Annotated in this window: 21 protein-coding genes and 2 tRNA genes; 10 read left to right on the forward strand and 13 right to left on the reverse strand. The window is 72.6% G+C overall.

The genetic code is table 11. From position 1 onward, the window contains the following. Window positions 1–34: 34 nt before the first annotated feature. Genes L6E12_RS14850 through L6E12_RS14865 form a run of 4 tightly spaced genes read right to left on the reverse strand, consistent with a single transcriptional unit; the run spans window position 35 to window position 4,823 of the window. Window positions 35–433, reverse strand: coding sequence for a PaaI family thioesterase (locus L6E12_RS14850; RefSeq protein WP_236228485.1), 399 nt, complete (start codon window positions 431–433; stop codon window positions 35–37). A gap of 9 nt (window positions 434–442) precedes the next feature. Further along, window positions 443–826 (reverse strand): DUF4233 domain-containing protein, encoded by a 384-nt coding sequence (locus L6E12_RS14855; protein WP_236228486.1) that lies wholly within the window; start codon window positions 824–826, stop codon window positions 443–445. Further along, window positions 823–2,190, reverse strand: a complete 1,368-nt coding sequence (locus L6E12_RS14860; RefSeq protein WP_236228487.1) for a folylpolyglutamate synthase/dihydrofolate synthase family protein — start codon at window positions 2,188–2,190, stop codon at window positions 823–825. Before L6E12_RS14860 ends, L6E12_RS14855 begins: the two co-directional genes overlap by 4 nt. Beyond that, the gene (locus L6E12_RS14865; RefSeq protein ID WP_236228488.1) at window positions 2,187–4,823 is read right to left on the reverse strand and encodes a valine--tRNA ligase; all 2,637 of its coding nucleotides are present in this window, start codon (window positions 4,821–4,823) and stop codon (window positions 2,187–2,189) included. Before L6E12_RS14865 ends, L6E12_RS14860 begins: the two co-directional genes overlap by 4 nt. A 69-nt stretch (window positions 4,824–4,892) precedes the next feature. On the opposite strand from L6E12_RS14865, the gene valS reads away from it, so the two are divergent. From valS to L6E12_RS14885, 4 genes are all read left to right on the forward strand, one after another. Next, complete coding sequence (gene valS, locus L6E12_RS14870; RefSeq protein ID WP_236228489.1) at window positions 4,893–7,373, forward strand: valine--tRNA ligase; 2,481 nt, start codon at window positions 4,893–4,895, stop codon at window positions 7,371–7,373. Between the two features lie 102 nt (window positions 7,374–7,475). Further along, complete coding sequence (locus tag L6E12_RS14875; RefSeq protein ID WP_236228490.1) at window positions 7,476–8,360, forward strand: hypothetical protein; 885 nt, start codon at window positions 7,476–7,478, stop codon at window positions 8,358–8,360. A 129-nt stretch (window positions 8,361–8,489) separates the two neighbouring features. Further along, window positions 8,490–10,811 carry an FdhF/YdeP family oxidoreductase gene (locus tag L6E12_RS14880; protein ID WP_236228491.1) on the forward strand — a complete coding sequence of 774 codons (2,322 nt, stop codon included), beginning with the start codon at window positions 8,490–8,492 and terminating at the stop codon, window positions 10,809–10,811. A gap of 147 nt (window positions 10,812–10,958) precedes the next feature. Then, the gene (locus L6E12_RS14885) at window positions 10,959–11,210 is read left to right on the forward strand and encodes a mycoredoxin (protein ID WP_236228492.1); all 252 of its coding nucleotides are present in this window, start codon (window positions 10,959–10,961) and stop codon (window positions 11,208–11,210) included. 103 nt (window positions 11,211–11,313) lie between these two features. On the opposite strand, the gene L6E12_RS14890 is transcribed toward L6E12_RS14885, so the two are convergent. The 3 genes from L6E12_RS14890 to L6E12_RS14900 are packed head-to-tail and all read right to left on the reverse strand — an operon-like array spanning window position 11,314 to window position 13,991. Next, window positions 11,314–11,610, reverse strand: coding sequence for an SCO4225 family membrane protein (locus L6E12_RS14890; RefSeq protein ID WP_236228493.1), 297 nt, complete (start codon window positions 11,608–11,610; stop codon window positions 11,314–11,316). Beyond that, the gene (locus L6E12_RS14895) at window positions 11,607–13,154 is read right to left on the reverse strand and encodes an NAD(P)/FAD-dependent oxidoreductase (protein ID WP_236228494.1); all 1,548 of its coding nucleotides are present in this window, start codon (window positions 13,152–13,154) and stop codon (window positions 11,607–11,609) included. Before L6E12_RS14895 ends, L6E12_RS14890 begins: the two co-directional genes overlap by 4 nt. A 33-nt stretch (window positions 13,155–13,187) precedes the next feature. After that, complete coding sequence (locus L6E12_RS14900; protein ID WP_236228570.1) at window positions 13,188–13,991, reverse strand: SDR family NAD(P)-dependent oxidoreductase; 804 nt, start codon at window positions 13,989–13,991, stop codon at window positions 13,188–13,190. 75 nt (window positions 13,992–14,066) lie between these two features. Here L6E12_RS14900 and fdhD point away from each other — a divergent pair, with 75 nt between their 5' ends. The 3 genes from fdhD to L6E12_RS14915 all read left to right on the forward strand — a co-directional run bounded on the left by fdhD (window position 14,067) and on the right by L6E12_RS14915 (window position 17,104). Beyond that, entirely contained in the window at window positions 14,067–14,888 is an 822-nt protein-coding gene (gene fdhD / locus L6E12_RS14905) for a formate dehydrogenase accessory sulfurtransferase FdhD (RefSeq protein WP_236228495.1), read from the forward strand. Further along, window positions 14,885–16,060, forward strand: coding sequence for a CaiB/BaiF CoA-transferase family protein (locus L6E12_RS14910; protein WP_236228496.1), 1,176 nt, complete (start codon window positions 14,885–14,887; stop codon window positions 16,058–16,060). Before fdhD ends, L6E12_RS14910 begins: the two co-directional genes overlap by 4 nt. A gap of 159 nt (window positions 16,061–16,219) precedes the next feature. Continuing rightward, window positions 16,220–17,104 carry an alpha/beta hydrolase family protein gene (locus L6E12_RS14915; RefSeq protein ID WP_236228497.1) on the forward strand — a complete coding sequence of 295 codons (885 nt, stop codon included), beginning with the start codon at window positions 16,220–16,222 and terminating at the stop codon, window positions 17,102–17,104. A gap of 67 nt (window positions 17,105–17,171) precedes the next feature. Here the strand turns inward: L6E12_RS14915 and clpX are convergent, their stop codons facing one another. The 5 genes from clpX to L6E12_RS14940 form a co-directional block, all read right to left on the reverse strand. Then, window positions 17,172–18,473, reverse strand: a complete 1,302-nt coding sequence (clpX, locus tag L6E12_RS14920) for an ATP-dependent Clp protease ATP-binding subunit ClpX (RefSeq protein WP_236228498.1) — start codon at window positions 18,471–18,473, stop codon at window positions 17,172–17,174. A 279-nt stretch (window positions 18,474–18,752) separates the two neighbouring features. Next, a complete protein-coding gene (locus tag L6E12_RS14925; RefSeq protein ID WP_236228499.1) occupies window positions 18,753–19,382 on the reverse strand; it encodes an ATP-dependent Clp protease proteolytic subunit in 630 nt (209 codons plus the stop codon). Window positions 19,383–19,415: 33 nt separating this feature from the next. After that, window positions 19,416–20,024: an ATP-dependent Clp protease proteolytic subunit gene (locus tag L6E12_RS14930; protein WP_084175542.1), complete on the reverse strand. Its 609-nt coding sequence runs from the start codon at window positions 20,022–20,024 to the stop codon at window positions 19,416–19,418. 143 nt (window positions 20,025–20,167) lie between these two features. After that, window positions 20,168–21,562 carry a trigger factor gene (tig, locus tag L6E12_RS14935; protein ID WP_236228500.1) on the reverse strand — a complete coding sequence of 465 codons (1,395 nt, stop codon included), beginning with the start codon at window positions 21,560–21,562 and terminating at the stop codon, window positions 20,168–20,170. Between the two features lie 143 nt (window positions 21,563–21,705). Next, window positions 21,706–21,776, reverse strand: a tRNA-Gly gene (locus L6E12_RS14940). Between the two features lie 69 nt (window positions 21,777–21,845). Between L6E12_RS14940 and L6E12_RS14945 the strand changes: the two genes are divergently transcribed. Both L6E12_RS14945 and L6E12_RS14950 read left to right on the forward strand, forming a co-directional pair. Further along, window positions 21,846–21,919 (forward strand) — tRNA-Pro (locus L6E12_RS14945). 469 nt (window positions 21,920–22,388) lie between these two features. Continuing rightward, on the forward strand, window positions 22,389–22,763 hold the full coding sequence (locus L6E12_RS14950) for an NUDIX domain-containing protein (RefSeq protein ID WP_236228501.1): 375 nt from the start codon (window positions 22,389–22,391) through the stop codon (window positions 22,761–22,763). 51 nt (window positions 22,764–22,814) lie between these two features. Here L6E12_RS14950 and L6E12_RS14955 read toward each other — a convergent pair whose 3' ends face one another. Next, complete coding sequence (locus L6E12_RS14955; protein WP_236228571.1) at window positions 22,815–23,330, reverse strand: GNAT family N-acetyltransferase; 516 nt, start codon at window positions 23,328–23,330, stop codon at window positions 22,815–22,817. Between the two features lie 162 nt (window positions 23,331–23,492). On the opposite strand from L6E12_RS14955, the gene L6E12_RS14960 reads away from it, so the two are divergent. Next, a complete protein-coding gene (locus L6E12_RS14960) occupies window positions 23,493–24,254 on the forward strand; it encodes a hypothetical protein (protein WP_236228502.1) in 762 nt (253 codons plus the stop codon). Window positions 24,255–24,271: the final 17 nt, after the last annotated feature.

Genomic DNA, 24,271 nt, shown 5'->3' on the forward strand with positions numbered 1-24,271 from the left:
CGGCCAACGCCGGGCGACGCGGGGGTGACGCTTTTCAGCGGGGCTGGAGCACCACCTGCGTCTGCGTGGTCTGCGCGACCCGCTTGCCCGCCGCGTCGAACAGGTCGGTCTGCACGACGATCGTGGTGCGGCCGACGTGCAGGGGCTTGGCGACCGCTTCGACGTGGCCGGTGCGGACGCCGCCGAACAGGTTGGTCTTGCTCTCCAGGGTCGAGGTGCCCGCGGCGCCCTCGGGCAGGTTGAGGAACGCCGCGACCGCGCCCGCGCTGTCGGCCAGGGTCATCAGCGCGCCGCCGTGCAGGGCGCCGCCGAGGGTGCAGCGGTCGGGTGCCCAGTCGAGGCGGGCGCGGACCTCCGCCGGGGTGGCCGAGGTGACCTGGACACCACTGGCGGCGGCGAAGGGCATCGACTGGGTCAACTGCTCCGGCGTCATGGCGCCAGGCTACTGCCGGCTGCGCAGGGTCCCCTCGGCCATCCGCTTGCGGACGTCGTTGCGGGCCCAGAACATCCAGCCCCAGGCGGCGGCGAACAGGACGCCGACGATGCCGAGGGTCGGCAGGAAGAGGAAGCAGGCGATGAGGGCCACGTGCAGGCCCGCGACCACCCAGGTGATCCACGGCCGGGCGACCAGGGCGCAGCCGAGCACCAGGGCGAGCGCGATCAGGCCGACGAACCAGCCCTGGCCGGTGCTGATGGTGTCGTCCTTGGCGACGACCAGCAGCGCCAGCAGCACCACGATCGCCTCCAGGACGAACATCGCCGACATGACGCCGCGGAAGCCCTTCATCGGGTCCACCGGGGCGGGCGGCGGGTCCTGCTCGCTCATGCCGGTTCCTTCCCGAACAGGGCGCGGACCTCGCCCGCGGTGACGACCGAACCGGTGGCGATCACGCCCGCCCCGGACATCGACTCGCTCGGGTCGTCGCTCTCCTCGGCCAGCGCGACGGCCCGCTCGATGGCGTCGACCAGGCCCGCGGCGACGGTGACGCGTTCGTCGCCGAAGATGTCGACGGCGATCTCGGCGAGGCGGTCGGGGTCCATGGCGCGCTGCGAGGAGTTGGTGGTGACGACCACGTCGCTGAGCACCGGTTCGAGGGGGGTGAGGATGCCCTCGGCGTCCTTGTCCGCCAGGACCGCGACGACGCCGACGAGCTTGCGGAAGCCGAACTCCTCGTCCAGCGCGGTGGCCAGGGCCTGCGCGCCGTCGGGGTTGTGCGCGGCGTCGACGAACACGCTGGGCGCCATCCGGACCCGCTCCAGCCGCCCGGGGGTGGTGACCGAGGCGAAGCCCTGGCGGATGGCGTCGACGTCGAGCTGCTTCTGCGCGCCCGCGCCGAAGAACGCCTCCACCGCGGCCAGGGCGAGTGCCGCGTTGGCGGCCTGGTGGGCGCCGTGCAGCGGCAGGAAAACCTCGTCGTAGACCCCGCCGAGGCCCTGCAACCGCAGCATCTGCCCGCCCACGGCGACGTCGCGCCGCAGGACGCCGAACTCCAGGCCCTGGCGGGCGACCGTGGCGTCGACCTCGGCGGCGCGCTCCAGCAGCACCTTGGCCGTCTCGGTGTCCTGCTCGGCCAGCAGGGCGATCGAACCGGGCTTGATGATCCCGGCCTTCTCGCGGGCGATCGAGATCAGGTCGGGGCCGAGCCGGTCGACGTGGTCGAGGCCGATCGGGGTGATCACCGCGATCCGCGCGTCGGCGGCGGTGGTGGCGTCCCAGCCGCCGCCCATGCCGGTCTCGACCACGGCCACGTCGACCGGGGTGTCGGCGAAGGCGGCGAAGGCCATGGCGGTGAGCACCTCGAACTTGCTCAGCCGGATGTCCCCGGCGTTGTCGACCATCGCCAGGTACGGCTCGACGTCGCGGTAGACCTCGACGTAGCGGGCCGGGTCGATGGGCGCGTTGTCGAGGCTGATCCGCTCGGTGACCAGTTGCAGGTGCGGGCTGGTGAACCGCCCGGTGCGCACGCCGAGGGCGGTCATCAGCGCGTCGACCATGCGCGTGACCGACGTCTTGCCGTTGGTGCCCGCGACCTGGACCACCGGGTAGGCGGTCTGCGGGTCGGCGAGCAGGTCGAGCAGCGCGCGGATCCGGTCGAGCGAGGGCTCGATCCTGTCCTCGGACCACCGCGTGTCCAGTTCGGACTCGACCTGGCGCAGGTCGTCGAGCGCCCCGGGGTCGATCACGGTCACTCGCCCCCGGTCGGGAGGGCGTCGAGCCTGCCCCGGATGCGGGTGATCTCGGCGGCGGCGGTGTCGCGGCGGGCGCGGATCTTGTCGACCACGTCGGCGGGGGCCTTGTCGGTGAACTTGGGGTTGCCCAGCTTGGCCTCGCACTGGGCGAGTTCCTTCTCGGCGACCGACAGGTCCTTGCCCAGCCGCTTGCGCTCGGCGGCCACGTCGACGGTGCCGGAGAGGTCCAGCTCGACGGTGACCGCGCCGCCCGCCAGCGGCACCTCCAGCGCCGCGCTCGGCGCGAACGTCTCGCCCGGGGCGGTCAGCCTGGCCAGCGCGGTCACGGCGGCGGTGTGCGCGGACAGCCCCGCGGCGTCCACACCGGACAGCCGGGCGGACACCCGCTGCCCCGGCTTGACGCCCTGGTCGGCGCGGAAGCGGCGGATCTCGGTGACCAGCTTCTGCACCCCTTCGACCCGCTGCGCGGCGGCCGCGTCGGCGGTCGCACCGGCGGGCTTCGGCCAGTCGGCGACGACCAGGCTCTCGCCGCCGGTCAGCGACTTCCACAGGACCTCGGTGACGAACGGCGTCACCGGGTGCAGCAGCCGCAGCACGGTGTCGAGGACGTGGCCGAGCACCGCGCGGGTGGCGTCGGCGCGCTCGCCGCCCTCGGCGATCTGGACCTTGGCCAGCTCCAGGTACCAGTCGCAGTACAGGTCCCAGGTGAAGTGGTAGAGCGCGTCGCACAGCTTGGCGAACTGGAAGCCGTCGAACAGCGCGTCCACATCGGACACCAGGGTGTCCAGGCTGTCCAGGATCCAGCGGTCGGCGTCGGTCAGGGTCGACCGGTCCGGGACCGCGGTGGCCGTGGTGGCGCCGTTCATCAGGGCGAAGCGGCTGGCGTTCCACAGCTTGGTGCAGAAGTTGCGCGAGCCCGCCGCCCACTCCTCGGCCAGCGCCATGTCGCTGCCCGGGTTCGCGCCGCGGGCCAGGGTGAAGCGGGTGGCGTCGGCGCCGAAGCGGTCGAGCCAGTCCAGCGGGTCGAGCACGTTGCCGCGCGACTTCGACATCTTCTTGCCCTGCGCGTCGCGGATGAGCCCGTGCAGGTAGACGTGGTCGAAGGGCTGGACGTCCTCGCCGGCGTACAGGCCGAACATCATCATCCGGGCGACCCAGAAGAACAGGATGTCGTAGCCGGTGGACAGGACGCTGGTCGGGTAGAACTTCGCCAGGTCCGGGGTCTTGTCCGGCCAGCCCAGGGTCGACAGCGGCCACAGGCCCGAGGAGAACCAGGTGTCGAGGACGTCGGGGTCCTGCCGCCAGCCCTCGCCGGTCGGCGGCTGCTCGTCCGGGCCGACACAGACCACCTGGTCGTCCGGGCCGTACCAGACCGGGATGCGGTGGCCCCACCACAACTGCCGCGAGATGGTCCAGTCGTGCATGTTGTCGACCCAGTCGAAGTAGCGCTTGGCCAGCTCCGGCGGGTGGACCTGGGTGCGGCCGTCGCGCACCGCGTCCCCGGCGGCGCGGGCCAGCGGCTCGACGTTGACCCACCACTGCAACGACAGCCGCGGCTCGACCACGGTGTCGCAGCGCGAGCAGTGCCCGACCGAGTGCACGTACGGGCGCTTCTCGGCGACGATCCGGCCCGCCTCGCGCAGCGCGGCGACCACCGCGGGGCGGGCCTCGAAGCGGTCGAGGCCCTGGAACGGGCCGGGGGTGGTGATGACCGCCGAGTCGTCCATGACGGTGATCGAGGGCAGGTCGTGGCGGCGGCCGATCTCGAAGTCGTTCGGGTCGTGCGCCGGGGTCACCTTGACCGCGCCGGTGCCGAACGCGGGGTCGACGTGCTCGTCGGCCACGATCGGGATGCGGCGGCCGGTCAGCGGCAGCTCGACCTCGGTGCCCACGAGGTGGCGGTACCGCTCGTCGTCGGGGTGCACGGCCACGGCGGTGTCGCCGAGCATGGTCTCCGCGCGGGTGGTGGCGACCACGATCGCGTCGGCGCCGTCGCCGTAGCGGATGGAGACCAGCTCGCCGTCGTCGTCGGAGTGCTCGACCTCGATGTCCGACAGCGCGGTGCGGCAGCGCGGGCACCAGTTGATGATCCGCTCGGCCCGGTAGATCAGGCCGTCGTCGAAGAGGCGCTTGAACACCGTCTGGACCGCGCGGGACAGGCCCTCGTCCATGGTGAAGCGCTCGCGGGACCAGTCCACACCGTCGCCGAGGCGCTTCATCTGGTCGAGGATCCTGCCGCCGTACTCGGCCTTCCACTCCCAGACCCGCTCGACGAACTTCTCCCGGCCCAGGTCGTGCCGGGAGACGCCCTCACCGGCGAGCGTGCGCTCCACGACGTTCTGGGTGGCGATGCCCGCGTGGTCCATGCCGGGCAGCCACAGCACCTCGTAGCCCTGCATCCGGCGGCGGCGGGTGAGCGCGTCCATGACCGTGTGGTTGAGGGCGTGGCCCATGTGGAGGCTGCCGGTCACGTTGGGCGGGGGCAGCACGATGGTGAACGGCGGCTTGTCGCTGGTCGCGTCGGCGGTGAAGTACCCGGCGTCCACCCAGCCCCGGTACAGCTCCGCCTCTACCGTCGCCGGCTCCCAGGCCGGGGGGAGGTCGATACTGCGCAGGGTGGGGGTCTCAGTCACGGGAAAGAGTCTACGAACGTCCGCGAAATGGGGTCGAGGCGGGCGGACCTGGGGCTATACCGTCTCGCCATGACGACCCACGCGCACGCGGTGCCGCAGCGCCCCTCCCTGGACGGATTGGAAGCGAAATGGGCCGCGGAGTGGGTCCGGGTCGGCGTCCACCGCTTCGCCGGGGACCGCCCGCGCGCCGAGGTGTTCTCCATCGACACCCCTCCCCCGACGGTGAGCGGTGACCTGCACGTGGGGCACGTCTTCTCCTACACCCACACGGACGTGGTGGCCCGCTTCCAGCGCATGAGCGGCAAGGACGTGTTCTACCCGATGGGGTGGGACGACAACGGCCTGCCGACCGAGCGGCGGGTGCAGAACCACTACGGCGTGCGCTGCGACCCCTCCCTGCCGTTCGACCCCGATTTCCGCATCCCGCCACCCGCGAAGCCCAAGCAGAAGCCGCGCTCGGTGTCCCGCCGCGAGTTCGTGGCCCTCTGCGCGGAGCTGACCGCCCGCGACGAGCAGGTCTACGAGGAGACGTGGCGGCGGCTGGGGCTGTCGGTGGACTGGTCGCGCACCTACACGACCATCGGCGAGCGGGCCCGGCGCCTGTCGCAGCGGTCGTTCCTGGACCTGCTCGCGGCGGGCGAGGCGTACCAGGCCGAGGCGCCGACGCTGTGGGACGTGGGGCTGCGCACGGCGGTGGCCCAGGCCGAACTGGTGGACCGCGACCACCCTGGCGCCTGGCACACCCTGCTGTTCGACGGCCACCCGGTGCAGACGACCCGCCCGGAGCTGCTGCCCGCGTGCGTGGCGCTGATCGCGCACCCGTCCGACGACCGCTACCGCGACCTGGTGGGCACCACCGCGCGCACGCCGGTGTTCGGCGCGGAGGTGCCGGTGCTGGCGCACCCGGCCGCCGACCCGGCGAAGGGCAGCGGGCTGGTCATGTGCTGCACCTTCGGCGACCTGACCGACGTGCAGTGGTGGCGGGAGCTGGGCCTGCCCGCGCGCACGGTGATCGGCCGCGACGGTCGGCTGCTGCCCGACGCCCCCGCCGGGGTGGACGCGGACCGCTACGCCGAGCTGGCGGGCGCGACCGCGCACACCGCCCGGGAGCGGGTGGTGGCGATGCTGCGGGACGCGGGTGCGCTGGCGGGCGAGCCGCGGCCGGTGGTGCGGCCGGTGAAGTTCTACGAGAAGGGCGACAAGCCGCTGGAGATCGTCTCCAGCAGGCAGTGGTTCATCCGCTCGACCGCGCACCGCGACGAGCTGCTGGCGCGCGGGCGCGAGCTGCGCTGGCAGCCCGAGCACATGCGGGTGCGCTACGAGAACTGGGTGGAGGGCCTGGCAGGCGACTGGCTGATCAGCCGCCAGCGGTTCTTCGGCGTGCCGTTCCCGCTCTGGTACCCGCTCGACGCGGCGGGCGAACCCGACCACGCCCACCCGATCCTGCCCGCGTCGCTGCCGGTGGACCCGGCCTCGGACACCCCACCGGGCTACACCGAGGACCAGCGCGGGGTGCCGGGCGGGTTCGCCGCGGACCCGGACGTGATGGACACCTGGGCCACCTCGTCGCTGACCCCGCAGCTGGTCTGCGGCCGCGACGACGACCCGGACCTCTACGCCCGCACCTATCCGATGGACCTGCGCCCGCAGGCGCACGAGATCATCCGGACCTGGCTGTTCAGCTCGGTGCTGCGGGCCGGGCTGGACTCGGGGACGCTGCCCTGGCGCACCGCCGTCATCTCCGGCTGGATCCTCGACCCTGACCGCAAGAAGATGGGCAAGTCCAGCGGCAACGGCCTGTCCCCGACCGACCTGCTCGACCGCTTCGGCGCCGACGCGGTGCGCTACTGGGCGGCGGGCGGGCGACCCGGCACCGACACCGCGTTCGACGAGTCGACCATGCGGGTGGGCAGGCGGCTGGCCACCAAGCTGCTCAACGCGAGCCGGTTCGTGCTCGGCTTCCCCGCCGGGACCGGCGAGGTGACCGAGCGGGTCGACCTGGCGGTGCTCGGCGCGCTGGACGCGGTGGTCGCCGAGGCCACCGCAGCGCTGGCCGGGTTCGACCACACCGAGGCCCTGGTGCAGGTGGAGCGGTTCTTCTGGTTCTGGTGCGACGATTACCTCGAACTGGTGAAAGATCGCGCCTACGGCGACGGCCCGGGCGCGGACTCGGCCCGGTCGGCGCTGCGGGCGGCGCTGTCGCGGCTGCACCGGCTGTTCGCGCCGTACCTGCCGTTCGCCGCCGAGGAGTGCTGGTCCTGGTGGCAGGCGGGTTCGGTGCACCGCGCGCCGTGGCCGACCGCGACCGGCGGCGCCGACACCTCCGGCGTGCTGCCGCTGGTGTCGCTGGTGCTGGCACAGGTCAGGGGGGCGAAGTCGGCGGCGAAGCTGTCGCAGCGCGCTCCGGTGGCCGCGGTGGACCTGACCTGCCTACCCTGGCAGGAGGACGTGCTGCGGGCGGTCGAGGCGGACCTGCGGGCGGCGGGCTCGATCACGGCCGTGCGCTACCGGCGCGGGGAGGCGTTCGAGGTCGCCGTCACCCTCGGCTGAGCGCGCGCCCTGTGCCGTTCGACGCAGCGAGCGGTCAGGTTGTTAACGCGAGCGGTCGTCCTCTCGATGTGGTGGTCACCAGGCGGGTGGCAGGGGAGGCCGGTGGATCGACGAGGGGACGCGCGGCGGACCCGGCTGTGGGCGCTCGAGCGCAGGCTGGTCACCGCCATGGTGCTGGTGGTCGCCGTCTCGGTGCTGATGCTGCTGGTCGGCATGGGGCTGTTCGCGGGCCGCGGCGGGTTGTCGCCGACCGACGGCGCCGCCGGGGCGCCGCCGGAGTCCGTGCGCAGCCGGACCGCGCCGTTCGAGGGCACACCCGCGTCCGGCTGGGCCGAGGGCGCGGCGGGGATCGTCCCGCCGCCCCCGGCCCCGGTCGGGCCGTACGACGCCGCCCAGGTCGCCGCCGCCACGTCGCTGGTGCGCGACGCGCTGGTGGCCAGCAGGCTCGACCCGAACCTGGTGAGCGGGCACGACCCGAGCGGGTACCTGGGGCTGCTGGCCCAGGACGCGGCCGCGGCGCTGCGCCCGCTGTTCGGCACCGGCCGCGAGCCTGAGGCCCAGGCCCTGGTCAGCCTGGCCGACCCGGCCAGCCCGCTGCTGCCCGTCCCGCCCCGGGTGACCGGGGGGATGCGGGTGGAGGTGGGGGAGGTGGGCGAGTTGGTGGTGCACACGAACTACCTGTTCGCCTACGCCTTCGACGCCCCGCCGGGCGCGGTGGTCGACCCGATGGACGCGGTGGTGGTCGTCCGCGCCGACGTGGACTACGTCCTGCGGATCGGCGGCAAGTGGACCAAGAGCAGCCAGGGGCTCTGGTACGGGCGCGTCGCGGGCTACGGCTACTCGATCGCCTGCGACGCCTACAAGCGCGGTTTCCTCGCCCCCACCCACGCCGACCTCGACGACCGGCGCCCGCTGCCGCGCCCGGACCCGGGTGCCTACTTCGACCCGAGCGCCCCGCTGCCCGCCGAGATCGGCTGCCCGCCCTGAGCCGCCCGCCCGGGGTCTGAGGTCGCGTTCCGGCAGGCACCAGCGGCTCCGGCGCAGGTCAGCGCTACGTGGGAGGTGCCTGTGGACAACTGGTGGCGCATGTTCCGCCGAGGGGTGACCATGGTCCCCATGACGCGGAAACCCCCTGTCGACGATGTCGACGACGACAACCCGGACGTGCGCGAGCCCAAGCGCTGGGCGGCGGGCATCCCCGGCGTCGCGGTGTCGCTGCAACGCGGGGTGCAGCAGATGGGCGCCGCGCGGACGGCGCGGACGCTGCGGCTGCTCAACCAGCGCGAGGGCTTCGACTGCCCCGGCTGCGCCTGGCCGGAGCCGCAGGGGCACCGCAAGCTGGCGGAGTTCTGCGAGAACGGCGCGAAGGCGGTCGCGGAGGAGGCGACCAAGCGGCGGGTCGGCCCGGAGTTCTTCGCCGAGCACTCCGTGGCCGAGCTGGCCGGGCGCACCGACCACTGGCTGGGGCAGCAGGGCCGGATCACCCACCCGGTGCTGCTGCGGCCGGGGGCGACGCACTACGAGCCGGTGGACTGGGCGACCGCGTTCGAGGTGATCGCCGGGAAGCTGCGCGGTCTGTCCACACCGGACGAGGCGGCGTTCTACACCTCGGGGCGCACCAGCAACGAGGCGGCGTTCCTGTACCAGCTGATGGTGCGCTCGTTCGGCACCAACAACCTGCCGGACTGCTCCAACATGTGCCACGAGTCCTCCGGCGCGGCGCTGGCGGAGACGACCGGCATCGGCAAGGGCTCGGTGACGCTGGCCGACCTGACGATCGCCGACCTGATCGTGGTGGTCGGGCAGAACCCGGGCACCAACCACCCGCGGATGCTCTCCGCGCTGGAGGAGGCCAAGGACGCCGGGGCGAAGATCGTGGCCGTCAACCCGCTGCCGGAGGCGGGGCTGCTGCGGTTCAAGAACCCGCAGAACGCGCGCGGCCTGCTGGGCCGGGGCACCGAACTGGCCGACGAGTTCCTGCAGATCAGGCTCGGCGGCGACCAGGCGCTGTTCCAGGCGATCGGGCACCTGCTGCTGGCCTGGGAGGACGAGGCCCCCGGCACGGTGGTCGACCGGGACTTCGTCGACACCCGCAGCGAGGGCTTCGCCGAGTACGCCGAGCACCTGCGCGGGCTGGACTGGGCGCGGGTGCTGCGGGCGACCGGGCTGGACCGGGCGGAGATCGAGGGGGTCGCCCGGATGTTCGCCGACTCCGAGCGGACGATCGTGTGCTGGGCCATGGGGATCACCCAGCACAAGCACTCGGTGCCGACCATCCGCGAGATCGCCAACGTGGTGCTGCTGCGCGGGATGATCGGCAAGCCGGGGGCGGGGCTGTGCCCGGTGCGCGGGCACTCCAACGTGCAGGGCGACCGCACGATGGGGATCTGGGAGAAGATGCCGGAGAAGTTCCTCGCCGCGCTGGAGGGGGAGTTCGGCGTCGACGTGCCGCGCGAACCCGGCCTGGACACGGTGGGCGCGATCCGGGCCATGCGCGAGGGGAAGGTGCGGGCGTTCTTCGCCGTGGGCGGCAACTTCGTCGCCGCGGCCCCGGACACCGAGGTCACCGAGGCGGCGATGCGGTCGTGCGAGCTGACCGTGCAGGTGTCGACGAAGCTCAACCGCTCGCACGTGGTGCACGGGGAGACGGCGCTGATCCTGCCGGTGCGCGGTCGGACCGAGCGGGACCTGCAGGCCGGGGGCGAGCAGTTCGTCACCGTGGAGGACTCGATGTCGGTGGTGCACCGGTCGCGGGGCAGGCTCGAACCCGCGAGCGACCGGTTGCTGTCCGAGGTGGGTGTGGTCTGCGGGCTGGCGCTGGCGCTGTTCGGGCCGGAGCACCCGGTGCCGTGGGCGGAGCTGGCCGGGGACTACGACCTGATCCGGGAGCACATCGCCCGGGTCGTGCCGGGGTGCGAGGATTACAACACCAAGGTCCGCAGGCCCGACGGGTTCGTGCTGCCGAACGCGCCGCGCGACTCCCGGGAGTTCACCGGCACGCGCGACGACAAGGCGGTGTTCACCGCGAACCCGCTGACCGTGCTGGAGGTCCCCGAGGGCCGCCTGCTGTTGCAGACCCTGCGCAGCCACGACCAGTACAACACCACCATCTACGGCCTCGACGACCGCTACCGCGGCATCAAGGACGCGCGCCGGGTGGTGCTGGTCAACCCCGGCGACCTCACCGAGCTGGGGTTGGCGGACGGGGCGATCGTGGACCTGGTGGGCGAGTGGCCGGACGACCCGACCGGCCGGGTCGAGCGTCGGGCGGAGCGGTTCCGCGTGGTGTCGTACCCGACCGCCCGCGGCTGCGCGGCCGCCTACTTCCCGGAGGCCAACGCGGTGGTGCCGCTGGACTCCACGGCCGACCAGTCCAACACCCCGACCTCGAAGTCGATCGTCGTGCGGTTGGAGGTGAGCGCCCACAACCACGTGTGAACGGGGGTCGCCGCCGGGCCGGGCGGGCGGGAGGCGGGGCCGATCGCGCCTGCTGTGATCCAGGACTCACCCGGGGGTGGCATGGTCGGCCCGGTCGCCGGTGTTGTTGTGGTGTCCGATCCCCCAGCGAACCGGGAGCGCCACCGAATGTCGTCCGCGCCGAGCACCCTGACCTTCTACTCCACCGGTTGGTGCGGCTTCTGCGCGCGCCTGAAGGCGGGGCTGGCAGCCGAGGGCATCGAGTACACCGAGATCGACATCGACGAGAACCCGGACGCCGCCGAGTTCGTCATGAGCGTCAACAACGGCAACCGGACGGTGCCGACCCTGCACTACCCGGACGGCTCGACCCAGACCAACCCGTCGGTGTCGCAGGTCAAGGCCGCCCTGGCCGCCTGAGGCCCGCGCCCGGTCGGTGACCGGGCCACGGCCGGACCGCGCGGGTCAGGATCGGGCGCACCGCCTGGCTCCGACCCGCGACCGGTCCGGGTTCGGCGTCGGGTCAGGGCCTGCGGTGACCGCGGAACAGCAGCCACAGCAGCCACGCCTGCACCAGGGCGACGGCGACCAGGCCCACCCCGGCGACGACCCCGCCCCACGGCTCGGGGAACTCGGGCAGCAGGATGATCACCAGGGACGCGGGCAGCGTCACCACGAACGCCAGCACCGGGGCGAACGAGCCGTCCGGTGAGTCGTTCGTGGCGATCACCAGGGCGACGCCGATGAACACCAGCGTGACCACCACCAGGTAGGCCAGCGCGACCTTGCGGGCCGCCCGGCGGTTGCTCCACGTCGTCATCGGACCGGCTCCAGCAGGGACATCGCCGCGTTGTGCCCGCCGATGCCGCTGACCCCGCCGCCGCGCCGGGAGCCCGAACCGCACACCCGCAGTGCGGCGACGTCGGTCTCCACACCCCAGTCGGGGTCGTCGGCGAACGGCCAGGACAGGTCGCCGTGGAAGATGTTGCCGCCGGGCATGGCCAATTCCGCCTCCAGGTCGAGCGGGGTCCGCGCCTCGACGCACGGCCGCCCGTCGGCGTCGCGCGCGACGCACTCGTCGATCGGGTCGGCGAGGTGGCGGTCGAGGCCGTCGAGGTAGCGGCGGACCAGGGTGTCGCGCACGCCGTCGTTGTCGCCTGCGAACAGGGCGGGTGGCAGGTGCAGGCCGAACAGGGTCAGCGTGTGCGCACCGCGGGCCGCCAGTTCCGGGTCCAGGATGGACGGGTCGGTCAGCGTGTGGCAGTACATCTCACCGGGCGGCGTGTCCGGCAGCGCACCGGAAGCCGTCTGCCGGTAAGCCCTTTCCAGGTCCGAATAGGACTCGTCGAGGTGGAACGTGCCCGCGAACGCCTGACGCGGGTCCACACCGGACCGCAGTCGGGGCAACCGGTCCAGCAGGACGTTGATTTTCAACTGCGCACCCACCGGCGACACCGATTCCCTGCCGCGCAACCGGTCCAGCACAGCGGGTGCCACCCCGGACAGCACGTGCCCGGCGCCGAGCACCTGTTCGCCGTCGGCGGTCCGGTAGGTGACCTCGGCGTGCGCGTCGTCCGCGTCCACCCGGATCACCTCGGCGCCGGTGCGGATCTCCGCCCCCGCCTCGACCGCCACCCGCGCCAGCTCGGCCGTGACCGACCCCATGCCACCCACGGGCACCCGCCACTCCCCCGTCGCGTTGCCGACAAGGTGGTACAGGAAGCAGCGGTTGGCCAACAGGTCTGCCGAGGTCAGCGAGGTGTGCGTGCCGATGAGCCCGTCCGTGGCGACCACCCCGCGCACCACGTCATCGGCGAAGATCTCCTCGATCGACGTGCCCAGCGGCTGATCGAACACCTGCCGCCACACGTGCTCCCCCGCCGCGTCCGACACCAGCCGCCGCAGGGCGTCGCGGCTCGGCAGCGGGTCCAGCATCGTCGGCGCCACCACCCGCGCCATCCGCGCCAGCCCGCCGTAGAACTCCGCCCACCGCTCGAACTCCGCGTCCGACCCGGTCAGCTCCCGGAACGACGCCTCCGTCACCGGCCCGGGTTCGCGTTCCACCAGCAACCCGGTGTCCACCCCGTCCCGCCGCACCGGCGTGTACGACGACACCGACCGCGACCGCAGGTCCAGCCGCAGCCCCAGGTCCGCCACGACCCGGTCCGGCAACAGGCTCACCAGGTACGAGTACCGACTCAGCCGCACCCCGGGGAACGGGCCTGCGCTGACCGCCGCCCCGCCCACGTGCCCGAGCCGCTCCAGCACTACCACCGACCGCCCGGCCCGCGCCAGGTAGGCCGCGGCCACCAGCGCGTTGTGCCCGCCCCCGACCACCACAACGTCATACCGGTCCGTCGCCACGGCCCAACCCTAGGTCTACGCGGCGGGCGCGGGCTACGTCCGCAAGTAGGAGGCGCCGTTGAGGTCGAGGACCGCCCCCGAGGCCCACAGCGCCGGGCCCGAGGCCAGGTAGACCACCGCGGCGGCGACCTCCTCCGGTGTGGCCACCCGGTCGAACGGGCTCTGCGCGCGGATCGCCTGGCCCGAGGCGCCGTCGAGCCGCTGCGAGACCCGCTCGGTCGCCACGAAGCCCGGGGCGACCGAGGTCACGGAGATGCCGTGCGGGGCGAGGGCGAGAGCGAGGGACTGACCGAGGGCGTGCAGGCCCGCCTTGCTCGCCCCGTACGCCGGGTACTCGGGCTCGCCGCGGAAGGCGCCGCGGGAGCCGACGTTGACCACCCGGCCGCCGGTGCCCTGGCGGACCATCACGGCCGCGGCCTGGTGGGTGAGCGCGGCGGCGCCGATCAGGTTGACCCCGACGATCCGCTGCCAGGCGGCGACCCACTCCGCGTACGGGGTGTCCACCGGCGGGTGCGCCGGGTTCATCACCGCGGCGTTGTTGACCAGCACGTCCAGGCCGCCCAGCCCGTCGACCACGGCCTCGACCAGCCCGGGCACCCGGGCCAGGTCGCCGAGGTCGGCCTCGACCAGGGCGTGCCCGTCGCCGGGGAGGTCGGCGAGGACGGCGGCGGCCCGGTCCGGGCTCGCCGAGCAGTGAACGGCGACCTTGTCGCCGAGGCGGGCGAACGCCGCCGCCACCGCCGACCCGATGCCACCGGACGCCCCGGTCACCAGCACCCGCCTGCCCGGGACCACGCCACCCGCCGCCACCCCGTCCGCTGTAGCCCCGATCACCATCGCCCCGTCCGCCGCGCCACCCTCGACATCCTCGGTGCCCATGCCGCCCAGCCAAACACAACTAGGCTGGGCGGCATGGGACGGGTGACGGTGCGCAGGACCGTGGTGCGGCTGTCGGCCGGGGAGGCGCGCACGCGGCAGGACACGCTGGTCGCCGAGGAGCCGCTGGAGATCCGCGTCGGCGGGAAGGCGCTGGCGGTGACCATGCGCACACCGGGCCACGACGTGGAGCTGGCGCACGGGTTCCTGCTGACCGAGGGCGTCATCGGCCACGCCGAGGACGTCTCGATCGCCCGCTACTGCGACGGCGTGGACGAGCAGGGCCGCAACACCTACAACGTGCTCGACGTCGCCCTGGCCGACGGGGTGCCGCCGCCCGACCCCGGCGTGGAGCGCAACTTCTACACGACCTCCTCCTGCGGTGTCTGCGGCAAGGCGGCGCTGGACGCGGTGAAGCTCAAGACCCGCTTCTCCCCCGCCGCCGACGACGTGCGCGTGGCCCCGGAGACGCTGAGCGCGCTGCCGGACGTGCTGCGCGCTCAGCAGAAGGTGTTCGACGGCACCGGCGGCCTGCACGCGGCGGGGCTGTTCACCGCCACCGGCGAGCCGATCGCGGTGCGCGAGGACGTGGGCAGGCACAACGCCGTGGACAAGGTGCTGGGCCGGGCGCTGCTCGACGGGCGGGTTCCGCTGGGCGGCACGGTGCTGCTGGTGTCCGGGCGGGCGTCGTTCGAGCTGGTGCAGAAGGCGGCGATGGCGGGCGTGCCGGTGCTGGCCGCGGTGTCGGCGCCGTCGTCGCTGGCCGCGGAACTGGCCGCCGAGCAGGGCATGACGCTGGTCGGCTTCCTGCGCGGCGACACCATGAACGTCTACGCAGGTGAGGACCGGATCGGATGAGGCCGTTGGAGGGGGTGCTGGTCGTCAGCCTGGAGCAGGCGGTGGCCGTGCCCTATGCGACGCGACTGCTGGCCGACCTGGGCGCCCGGGTGATCAAGGTGGAGCGGCCGGGGACCGGGGACTTCGCCCGCCAGTACGACACCTCCTGCGGGGAGGTGTCGAGCTACTTCGCCTGGACCAACGTCGGCAAGGAATCGGTGGCCCTGGACCTCAAGGACCCGGCCGGGGCCCGGGTCGTGGCCGAGCTGGTGGCGCGGGCGGACGTGGTCACCTGCAACCTGTCCCCCGGCGCGGCGCGCAGGCTCGGCCTGGACGCGGACACGCTGCGTGCCGCGCACCCCTCGCTGGTGGTGGCGGAGCTGTCCTCGTACGGGGAAGGCGGCCCGTACGGTGACCGGAAGGCGTTCGACGCGCTGATCCAGTCCGAGGCCGGGCTGGTCGCGCTGACCGGCGACGGCGACTCGGTGGCCCGGGCCGGGATCTCGGTCGCCGACATCGCGGGCGGTGTGCAGTTGCAGGCCGCCGTGCTGGCCGCGCTGGTGCGCCGCGGCCGGACCGGGGAGGGCGCGACGCTGCGGCTGACGCTGATGGAGGCGCTGGCCGAGTGGATGCACCAGCCCGCCCTGTACGCCCACGGCACCGGCCGGGAACCGTCGCGGCACGGCGCCCACCACCCGACGATCGCCCCGTACGGCCCGTTCCCCTGCCGCGACGGCGCGGTGCACCTGGCCGTGCAGAACGACGGGCAGTGGCGGCGGCTGTGCGCCGCGGTGGTCGGCAGGCCCGAGTTGGCCGAGGACCCGCGGTTCCGCACCGTCGCCGACCGGGTGGCCCGCAGACCGGAGCTGCACGCGGAGCTGCAACCGTTCTTCGACACCGTTCCCGCCGACGACCTGCTGGCCAGGTTGGACGCCGCCGACGTCCCCGCCGCCCGCACCCGCGGCGTCGGCGAGCTGACCGCGCACCCGCAGCTCACCGCCCGCGACCGGTGGACGACCGTCGCCGTGCCCGGCGGCGAGGTGCCGATGCTGCGCCCGCCGGTGGACTCCGACGGCTGGACCTGGTCGGCGGCGGCCGTCCCCGGTCTGGGCGAGCACACCGAGCCGGTGCTGACCTGGCTCGGCTACACCGCCGCGGACATCGCCGACCTGCGAACACGCTCGGTGATCTGAACGGGGACGTGTGACGGGTGCCCCGGTGGGCTATCCGGGTGAAGGTGTTAACAAAGTCGCACGCGGACGGTCACCTGAACCGAGAAACACTCGGGCCGCGTCTCACGATTGCTGAGGGGGAGGGCGGCGGATCCGCCCGGGGGACCACGGAGGGGCGCCATGGCCGACGGGGAGTCAGGCGGGGGCAGTCCGCTGCGCAGGCGGACGCTGCTGCTCGCGGGGGCGGCGGGGCTGGCCACCGCCGGAATCGGCGTCGGCGCCGCCAGCGGGGTCGTCGACCTGGTGACCGCCGGGTCGGCCGAACCGCGGATCCGCACCGAGCGCGTCCACTCCGCCGCGCGGGGCCGCGAGGTCGACCTGGTGACGATCCTGCCGGACCAGCTGTCCGCCCGGAACCTGCCGGTCTGCCTGTTCCTGCACGGCCTGCGCGGCAGGGCCCGCCAAGCCGCGCCGACCGGCCTGGCGCAGACCCTGGCAGGCGGGGTCGCCGACGGCACCCTCCCGCCGTTCGCCTTCGTCGCCGTCGACGGCGGCGACAACTACTGGCACGAGAACCACGTCGGCGACAACCCGATGGCCATGCTCCTCGACGAGGTCCCCGCCTGGCTGCGCGCCCGCGGCCTCGGCGACGCCACCGGCACCCCGTTCGCCTGCGCCGGGGTGTCGATGGGCGGCTTCGGCGCGCTGCTCTACGCCCGCAGGCGCCAGGAGCGGGCACAGCCGGTGTCCGCCGTCGCCGCCATCTCCCCCGGCCTGCTGATGTCGTGGCGCGAGATGAGCACCCGGCGCGCGTTCAAGAGCAACACCGAGTGGGCCGCCCTGGACCCGCTGCGCAACGTGGAGAAGATCGACCGGGCGCCGGTCGGCATCTGGTGCGGCACCGAGGACCACTTCATCGAGGGCGCCCGCAAGTTCATGCGCCTGGCCAAGCCCGAGGTCGCCTACACCGGCCCCGGCGGCCACGGCGACAGCTTCTACCGCAAGGTCGTCCCCGACGTGCTGTCGTTCCTCGGCAGGCACGCCCCGACGTCGGCCAAGGCCTGACCGCCCGACTCCCGGAAAAGCGGCAGGCCCCGGGCGTGGTGCCCGGGGCCTGCCGCACAGCCGTGCCTCAGGCCGACTTCTCGCGCCGTTCGCGGCGGGAGGGCTGGCGGGAGACGATGGTGGGGTTGACGTTCTCGCGGACCGTCTGCTCGGTGATGACGACCTTCGCCACGTCGGTGCGGCTGGGGATGTCGTACATGACCGACTGGAGGACCTCCTCCATGATGGCGCGCAGACCCCGGGCGCCGGTGCCGCGCAGGATGGCCTGGTCGGCGACCGCCTCCAGCGCGGTGTCGGTGAACTCCAGCTCGACGCCGTCCATCTCGAAGAGCTTCTGGTACTGCTTCACCAGGGCGTTGCGCGGCTCCATCAGGATCTGGACCAGGGAGCGCTTGTCCAGGCTGGTGACGCTGGCCAGGACCGGCAGGCGGCCGATGAACTCGGGGATCAGACCGAACTTGATCAGGTCCTCGGGCATCGTGTCGCCGAAGAAGTCGGCGCTGTCGATGTCGGCCTTGCTGCGGATCTCGGCGCCGAAGCCGAGGCCGCGCTTGCCGACGCGGTCCTGGATGATCTTCTCCAGGCCCGCGAACGCCCCCGCCACGATGAACAGGACGTTCGTGGTGTCGATCTGGATGAACTCCTGGTGCGGGTGCTTGCGGCCGCCCTGCGGGGGCACGCTCGCCGTGGTGCCCTCCAGGATCTTGAGCAGCGCCTGCTGCACGCCCTCGCCGGACACGTCGCGGGTGATCGACGGGTTCTCGCTCTTGCGGGCGATCTTGTCGACCTCGTCGATGTAGATGATGCCGGTCTCGGCCCGCTTGACGTCGTAGTCCGCGGCCTGGATCAGCTTGAGCAGGATGTTCTCGACGTCCTCGCCCACGTAGCCCGCCTCGGTCAGCGCCGTGGCGTCGGCGATGGCGAAGGGGACGTTGAGCAGCTTGGCCAGGGTCTGCGCCAGGTAGGTCTTGCCGCAGCCGGTCGGGCCCAACATCAGGATGTTGGACTTGGCCAGCTCGACGGTCTCCTCGCGCGACTCGCGGCCTTCGCGGCCCTCGGGCCGGGCGCGGTCACCGGCCTGGATGCGCTTGTAGTGGTTGTAGACCGCCACCGCCAGCGAGCGCTTCGCGTCGTCCTGCCCGATGACGTACTGGTCGAGGAAGTCGTGGATCTCGGCGGGCTTGGGCAGCTCGTCGAGCTTCACGTCACCGGCCTCGGCCAGCTCCTCCTCGATGATCTCGTTGCAGAGATCGATGCACTCGTCACAGATGTACACGCCGGGGCCGGCGATGAGCTTCTTCACCTGCTTCTGGCTCTTCCCGCAGAAAGAGCACTTGAGCAGGTCTCCGCCGTCACCGATACGTGCCATGACCGCTGACCTCTGTCCCCTCCGGCGCACCGGGGAAAGTGCGCCTGGCTGTGTGTCCGACCGGACCCGGGAACCCGCTCCGCACGCCGGTCGTTCGACGGTGGAGAGGGGCCGTTTCCGGCCGTTGCCTCCGACGGTACCCGCCGACACCCGGTCTGCGGGAGAACCTTGAGACCCGGCGCGGCCGAATCCGGAGGAATCCAGTCCGTCACGGTAACCCGAAAACGGGTCGCGTGTCGGCTTTTTCCCCCGGACGCGGCAACGCGCCGGGGTGCCCGACTAGCCCTGGGCCGAGAGCTTCCGGTACGGGAGCACCTCGTCGATGATGCCGTAGGTCTTGGCCTCGGCGGCGGTGAGGATCTTGTCGCGCTCGATGTCGGTGCGGACCTGGTCCTCGTCCTTGCCCGTGTGCCGGGCGAGGGTGGTCTCCAGCAGCTTGCGCACGCGCTGGATCTCCGCGGCCTGGATCTCGAGGTCCGAGACCTGGCCGTAGACGCCCTCGGTGGCGGGCTGGTGGATGAGCACCCTGGCGTTGGGCAGCGCGAAGCGCTTGCCCGGGGTGCCCGCCGCCAGGATGACCGCGGCGGCCGAGGCCGCTTGGCCCAGGCAGAAGGTGGCGATGTCCGGCCGGACGTACTGCATCGTGTCGTAGATGGCCATCAGCGAGGTGAACGAGCCACCCGGGGAGTTGATGTACATCGTGATGTCGCGGTCCGGGTCGGCCGACTCGAGGTAGATGAGCTGGGCCATGACGTCGTTGGCCGACGCGTCGTCGATCTGGACGCCGACGAAGATGACCCGCTCTTCGAAGAGCTTGTTGTACGGGTTCGACTCCTTGACCCCGTAGCTCGTGCGCTCGACGAAGGACGGCAGCACGTACCGGGACTGGGGGAGGTGAAGATCACTCACTGGAGGCTCCTGGGGTTCTTTCGTCCGCGGTCGTCAGTTGCCGTTGGGGGTCTGGGTGGCCCGCTGCACCACGTGGTCGACGAAGCCGTACTCCTTGGCCTCCTCGGCGGTGAACCAGCGGTCGCGGTCGGCGTCGGCGGTGATCCGCTCGATCGTCTGGCCGGTCTGCTCGGCGGTGATGGCGGCCATCTCGTGCTTCCACCGGGCGTAGACCTGCGCGCGGATGGCGATGTCGGACGCGGTTCCCCCGACGCCCGCGGACGGCTGGTGCATCATGATCCGGGTGTGCGGGAGCGCGTAGCGCTTGCCCGGGGTGCCGGAGGCGAGCAGGAACTGGCCCATGGAGGCGGCCAGGCCCATGCCCCAGGTGGCCACGTCCGGCTCGATGAGCTGCATGGTGTCGTAGATCGCCATGCCCGCGGTCACCGAGCCACCGGGCGAGTTGATGTAGAAGGTGATGTCCCGCTCCGGGTCCTCGGCGCTGAGCAGGAGCAGCTGCGCGGTGATCCGGTTGGCGATGTCGTCGTCGACCTCGGAGCCGAGGAAGACGATGCGCTCACGGAGCAGCCGCTCGTACACCGAGTCGTTCAGGTTGAGCCCCGCGGTGGCGGACCGCATGTGGGGCGAGTGGTGCTGCGTCACGTCTGCCTGCCTTCTCCACAAAGTCTCTTCACAACTAAAACCGATCTCCACGACCGACACTAACGAAGGTGGGCGGCGCCGACTTCCCGACACCGCCCACTTTCGCTCAGAGCGTCACAGACTCTCCCGCCGGAACACGGCCGTTACTTGGCGGGCTCCGGCTCGACCTCGGCCTCGACCACCGCGGGGGCCTCCGCCGACTCGGCGGGGGCGTCCTCGACCGGGCCGAACAGCTCGCTCAGGTCCACGGTCTCGCCCGACTCGTCGGTGACGGTCGCCTGGCGGACCACCGCGGCCAGCGCCTTGCCCCGGCGCACGTCGGCGAAGATCGCGCCGAGCTGGCCGGACTGCTGGGCGCGCTGGACGTACTCGTCCGGGCTGACGCCGAAGCGCTGCGCCTGGTAGACGATGCGCTCGGTCAGCTCCTGGTCGTTGACCTGGACCTGCTCGGCCTCGGCGAGGGCGTCGAGGATGAGCTGCGTGCGGACCGACTTCTCGGCCTCCTCGCGCACCTCGGTGTCGAACTGCTCGCGGGTCTGGTCCTGGGTGGCCAGGAACTCGTTGAGCTTGTCCTGGTCGTGGTCGAAGCTGTGCACCGCGTCGTGCTGGCGCGACTCGATCTCGGACTCGAGGACCTTCTCCGGGATCGGGACCTCGACGGTCTCCAGGAGGGCCTCGAGGATCTTGTCGCGGGCCTGCACGCCCTGCTGCATCTTCTTCACCCGCGACAGCCGCTCGCGCAGGTCGGCGCGCAGCTCCTCGATGGTGTCGAACTCGCTGGCAAGCTGGGCGAAGTCGTCGTCGGCCTCGGGCAGCTCCCGGGTCTTGACCGACTGCACGGTCACCGCGACCTCGGCCTCCTTGCCCGCGAACTCGCCCGCGACCAGGGTGGTGGTGAAGGTCTTGGTCTCCCCGGCGGGGGTGCCGACGAGGGCCTCGTCGATGCCCTCGATCAGCTCGCCGGAGCCGACCTCGTAGGACAGGCCGGAGGTCTTGGCCTCCTCGACGTCCTGGCCGTCGACGGTGGCGGAGAGGTCGATGGAGACGAAGTCCCCGCTCTCCACCGGGCGCTCGACGCCGGTCAGCGTGCCGAAGCGGGCGCGCAGCTCGTCGAGCTGCTCGTCCACCTCGGAGTCGGCCAGGTCGAGGTCGTCGACGGTGACGCTGAAGTCGCCGTAGGCGGGGATGGTGATGTCCGGGCGGACGTCGACCTCGGCGGTGAAGGCGAGGTGGTCGCCGTCCTCGAGCTTGGTGACCTCGATGTCGGGCTGACCGAGGGTCTTCACCTCACCGGCGGTCACGGCCTCCATGTACTTGGCCGGGATCGCCTCGTTCACGACCTCGTCGAGAATCGGCGCGCGACCGATCCGGGACTCGATGACCCGGGCGGGGGCCTTGCCCGGGCGGAACCCGGGGATGCGGACCTGGCCTGCGAGCTTGCGGTATGCGCGGTCGAAGTTCGGCTTGAGCTCGTCGAACGGCACCTCGACGTTGATCCGTACCCGCGTCGGGCTCAGCTGCTCGACGGTGCTCTTCAACGTGATCTCCTCGTGCGACTGTCAGGGGGCGTACCCGGCGACTCGGCCGGGGTCAGCCCCCGAGTCTAGGCGAGCACGCGCAGGTGGGGAGCCGGGGGTGCGCACGTGGAAAACGGCCGGTCCACGACCGGCCGTTTCAGCGGAGCGGGCGACGGGAATCGAACCCGCGTAGCTAGTTTGGAAGACTAGGGCTCTACCATTGAGCTACGCCCGCATACGCAGCGCTGTCGAGCGCTGCGTGGGCAACAGTAGCGGGTGGCGCTAGGCTCTGTGCGAAGTACCCCGGGCTGTGGCGCAGCTTGGTAGCGCATCCGCTTTGGGAGCGGAGGGTCGCAGGTTCAAATCCTGTCAGCCCGACAAAGGGGCATCCACGCTGGTGGGTGCCCCTTTTCGCGTCCTGGAACGGTTGGGTGGAGCAGGCACAGCGCTCCACGACCCTCCGCTCGGGGGGCCAGGCGTGCCATCTGGGCCCCGCTCCCCTCCCGGCAGACATGTCGCCGCCGATCGCCGCCGCGCGCGGGGTGGAACACCTGCCGCCTGCCACCCCGTCGAGCTCCACTCAGGACCACGGCTCGACGGTGCGGTGGACGCGGTCGGGGGCGCCGTCGGGTGGACCGGCACCACCCGCTGCGCCTGAGCAGGAGCCCGGCCGTCGCGGGCGGGGATCGCCGCGTCTTCCGCCGAACGGGGGTGCGGTCCCTCGCCGCAGGGGCCTCGGGGTCGCGTCCCGCCGGGTCGCCGCCGGTGGCCTCTTTTCGCACCGGGAGGAGTTGGTGTTCACCTGGGCTTCGGCGGGAAGATCGACCGCTCGGGTATCACTGGGCACATGACCGTGATGGAGAACGCCCTGGCGACCGCCGTGCTGGTGGTCGACGACGCCGGGTTGGTGCTGATGGTGGACCGCGGCGGGCGGTTGGAACTGCCGACCGGGGCCGCGCGGACCGGGGAGACCGTCGTCGCGGCGGCGGCGCGGGTGGTGTTGGCGCAGACCGGCGTGGTGGTGGCGGGGGCGTCGCTGGTGGGGTTGGACAGCGCGGGCGAGTTCGCGGTGGTGCTGCGGGCGCGGCCGGTGGACGGGGACCTCGCCGACGGGGCCGAGTGGGTGGAGCCGGAGCGGCTCGGGGAACTCGCGGTGGCGCCGGGCGTGCGGGAGCGGGTGGAGCGCGGGCTCGACGAGGCCGGACTGCCCTACCTGCGGTAGCAGCGCACGCAGGCTCACGCGGACCGCCGGACCCCGCCTCGCGCCAGGGCCTCAGCGCGGGGGTGTGGCCGCGTATTCCAGTTGCAGGACCGGGCGGGTGTCGCCGAAGTCGTGTTCGCGGAAGAGGCCGGTCTCGGCGAAGCCCTCCTTGGTGTAGAAGCGGCGGGCCCGGTTGGCGCCCGCCAGGGTCCACAGGCGGACGCGGCGGTAGTCGGCCACCGCGTCCCACACCCCGTCCATCAGGGCGCGGGAGACGCCGGTGCCCCACACCGACGGGTGGGCGTAGCAGGCGCGCAGTTCGACGTCGGCGGGCTTGTCCGGGTAGGGGCCGAACCAGGCGAAGGCCACGACGCTGTCGCCGCGCTCGGCGACGAGGAGGGTGTCGGTGGCGAACTCGGGGGTGGCCATCCTCGCGGGCCAGCGGACCCGGCGCTCGGCGACGAACCTGGCCAGCCACTCCGGCTCGAACAGGTCCCGGTAGGCCTGGTGCCAGGCCTCCGCGTGCACCTCGCCCACGGCGGCGGCGTCCTCGGCGGTGGCCTCGCGGACCAGCACCGGCGGGACCATGTTCACCCGAGGGGTTCCGGCGACCGTCGCTGCATCAGCGAACCCTATCGGTCTGCGGCCCCCCGCGAAACGGATTAGTCCGAGAACGGCTGACCCCCGGGAACCCTGGGCGCGCCGGTGCGTTGTCCAGTACGAGTGGTTTTCCCGGCACGGGGAGGAAACATGGGCACGATCCTGCTGGTCATCGTGGTCCTGGCGGTCGTGGCCATCGGCGCGGTGGCCGTGCGCAACAGCGGTGTGGCCAAGCAGCGCAGGCTCGACGACGCCAAGGCGGAGGCACGCCGCTGGGTGGAGCGGTTGGGCGGGCAGGTGGTGAACCTGACCGGCACCGACGAGGCGTCCCGGCAGGCGCTCGCCGACGCGTCCGAGCGCTACACCGCGGCCGGGTCGCAGATGGAGCAGGCGACCACGGCCGAGCAGTGCCGGTTGGTCACCAAGACGGCGATGGAGGGCCTGTACTACGTGCGGGCCGCGCGCACGGCCATGGGCATCGACCCCGGGCCGGAGCTGCCTGCCGACCCCGAGCAGCAGGCCGCGGGCCGGGTCGAGCAGGACCGGCGGGTGAGCGTGGAGGGCCACGACTACGAGGCCTCCCCGCAGCCGGGGAACAACACCCCGCACTACTACCCGGGTGGTCGGGTGGCGGGCCGACCGGTGCCGCAGGGCTGGTACAGCGAACCGTGGTGGAAGCCCGCGCTGGTGGCAGGCGCCTGGGGCATGGGGTCGGTGCTGTTGTTCAGCGCCATGTTCTCCGGCATGGCGGGCATCCCGGACGCCCAGGCGTGGGAGTCCGGTTACGACGCGGGCCAAGCCGACGCGGCGGCCGCCGACCAGGGCGACGCGGGCGGCGGCGAGGGCGACTGGAGCGGCAGCGACTCCGGTGGCGACTGGGGCGGCGGCGACATGGGCGGCTTCGACTTCTGAGCCGACGCGCGGAGGGC

The sequence above is a fragment of the Actinokineospora sp. PR83 genome (assembly GCF_021056305.1).
Taxonomy (GTDB): domain Bacteria; phylum Actinomycetota; class Actinomycetes; order Mycobacteriales; family Pseudonocardiaceae; genus Actinokineospora; species Actinokineospora spheciospongiae.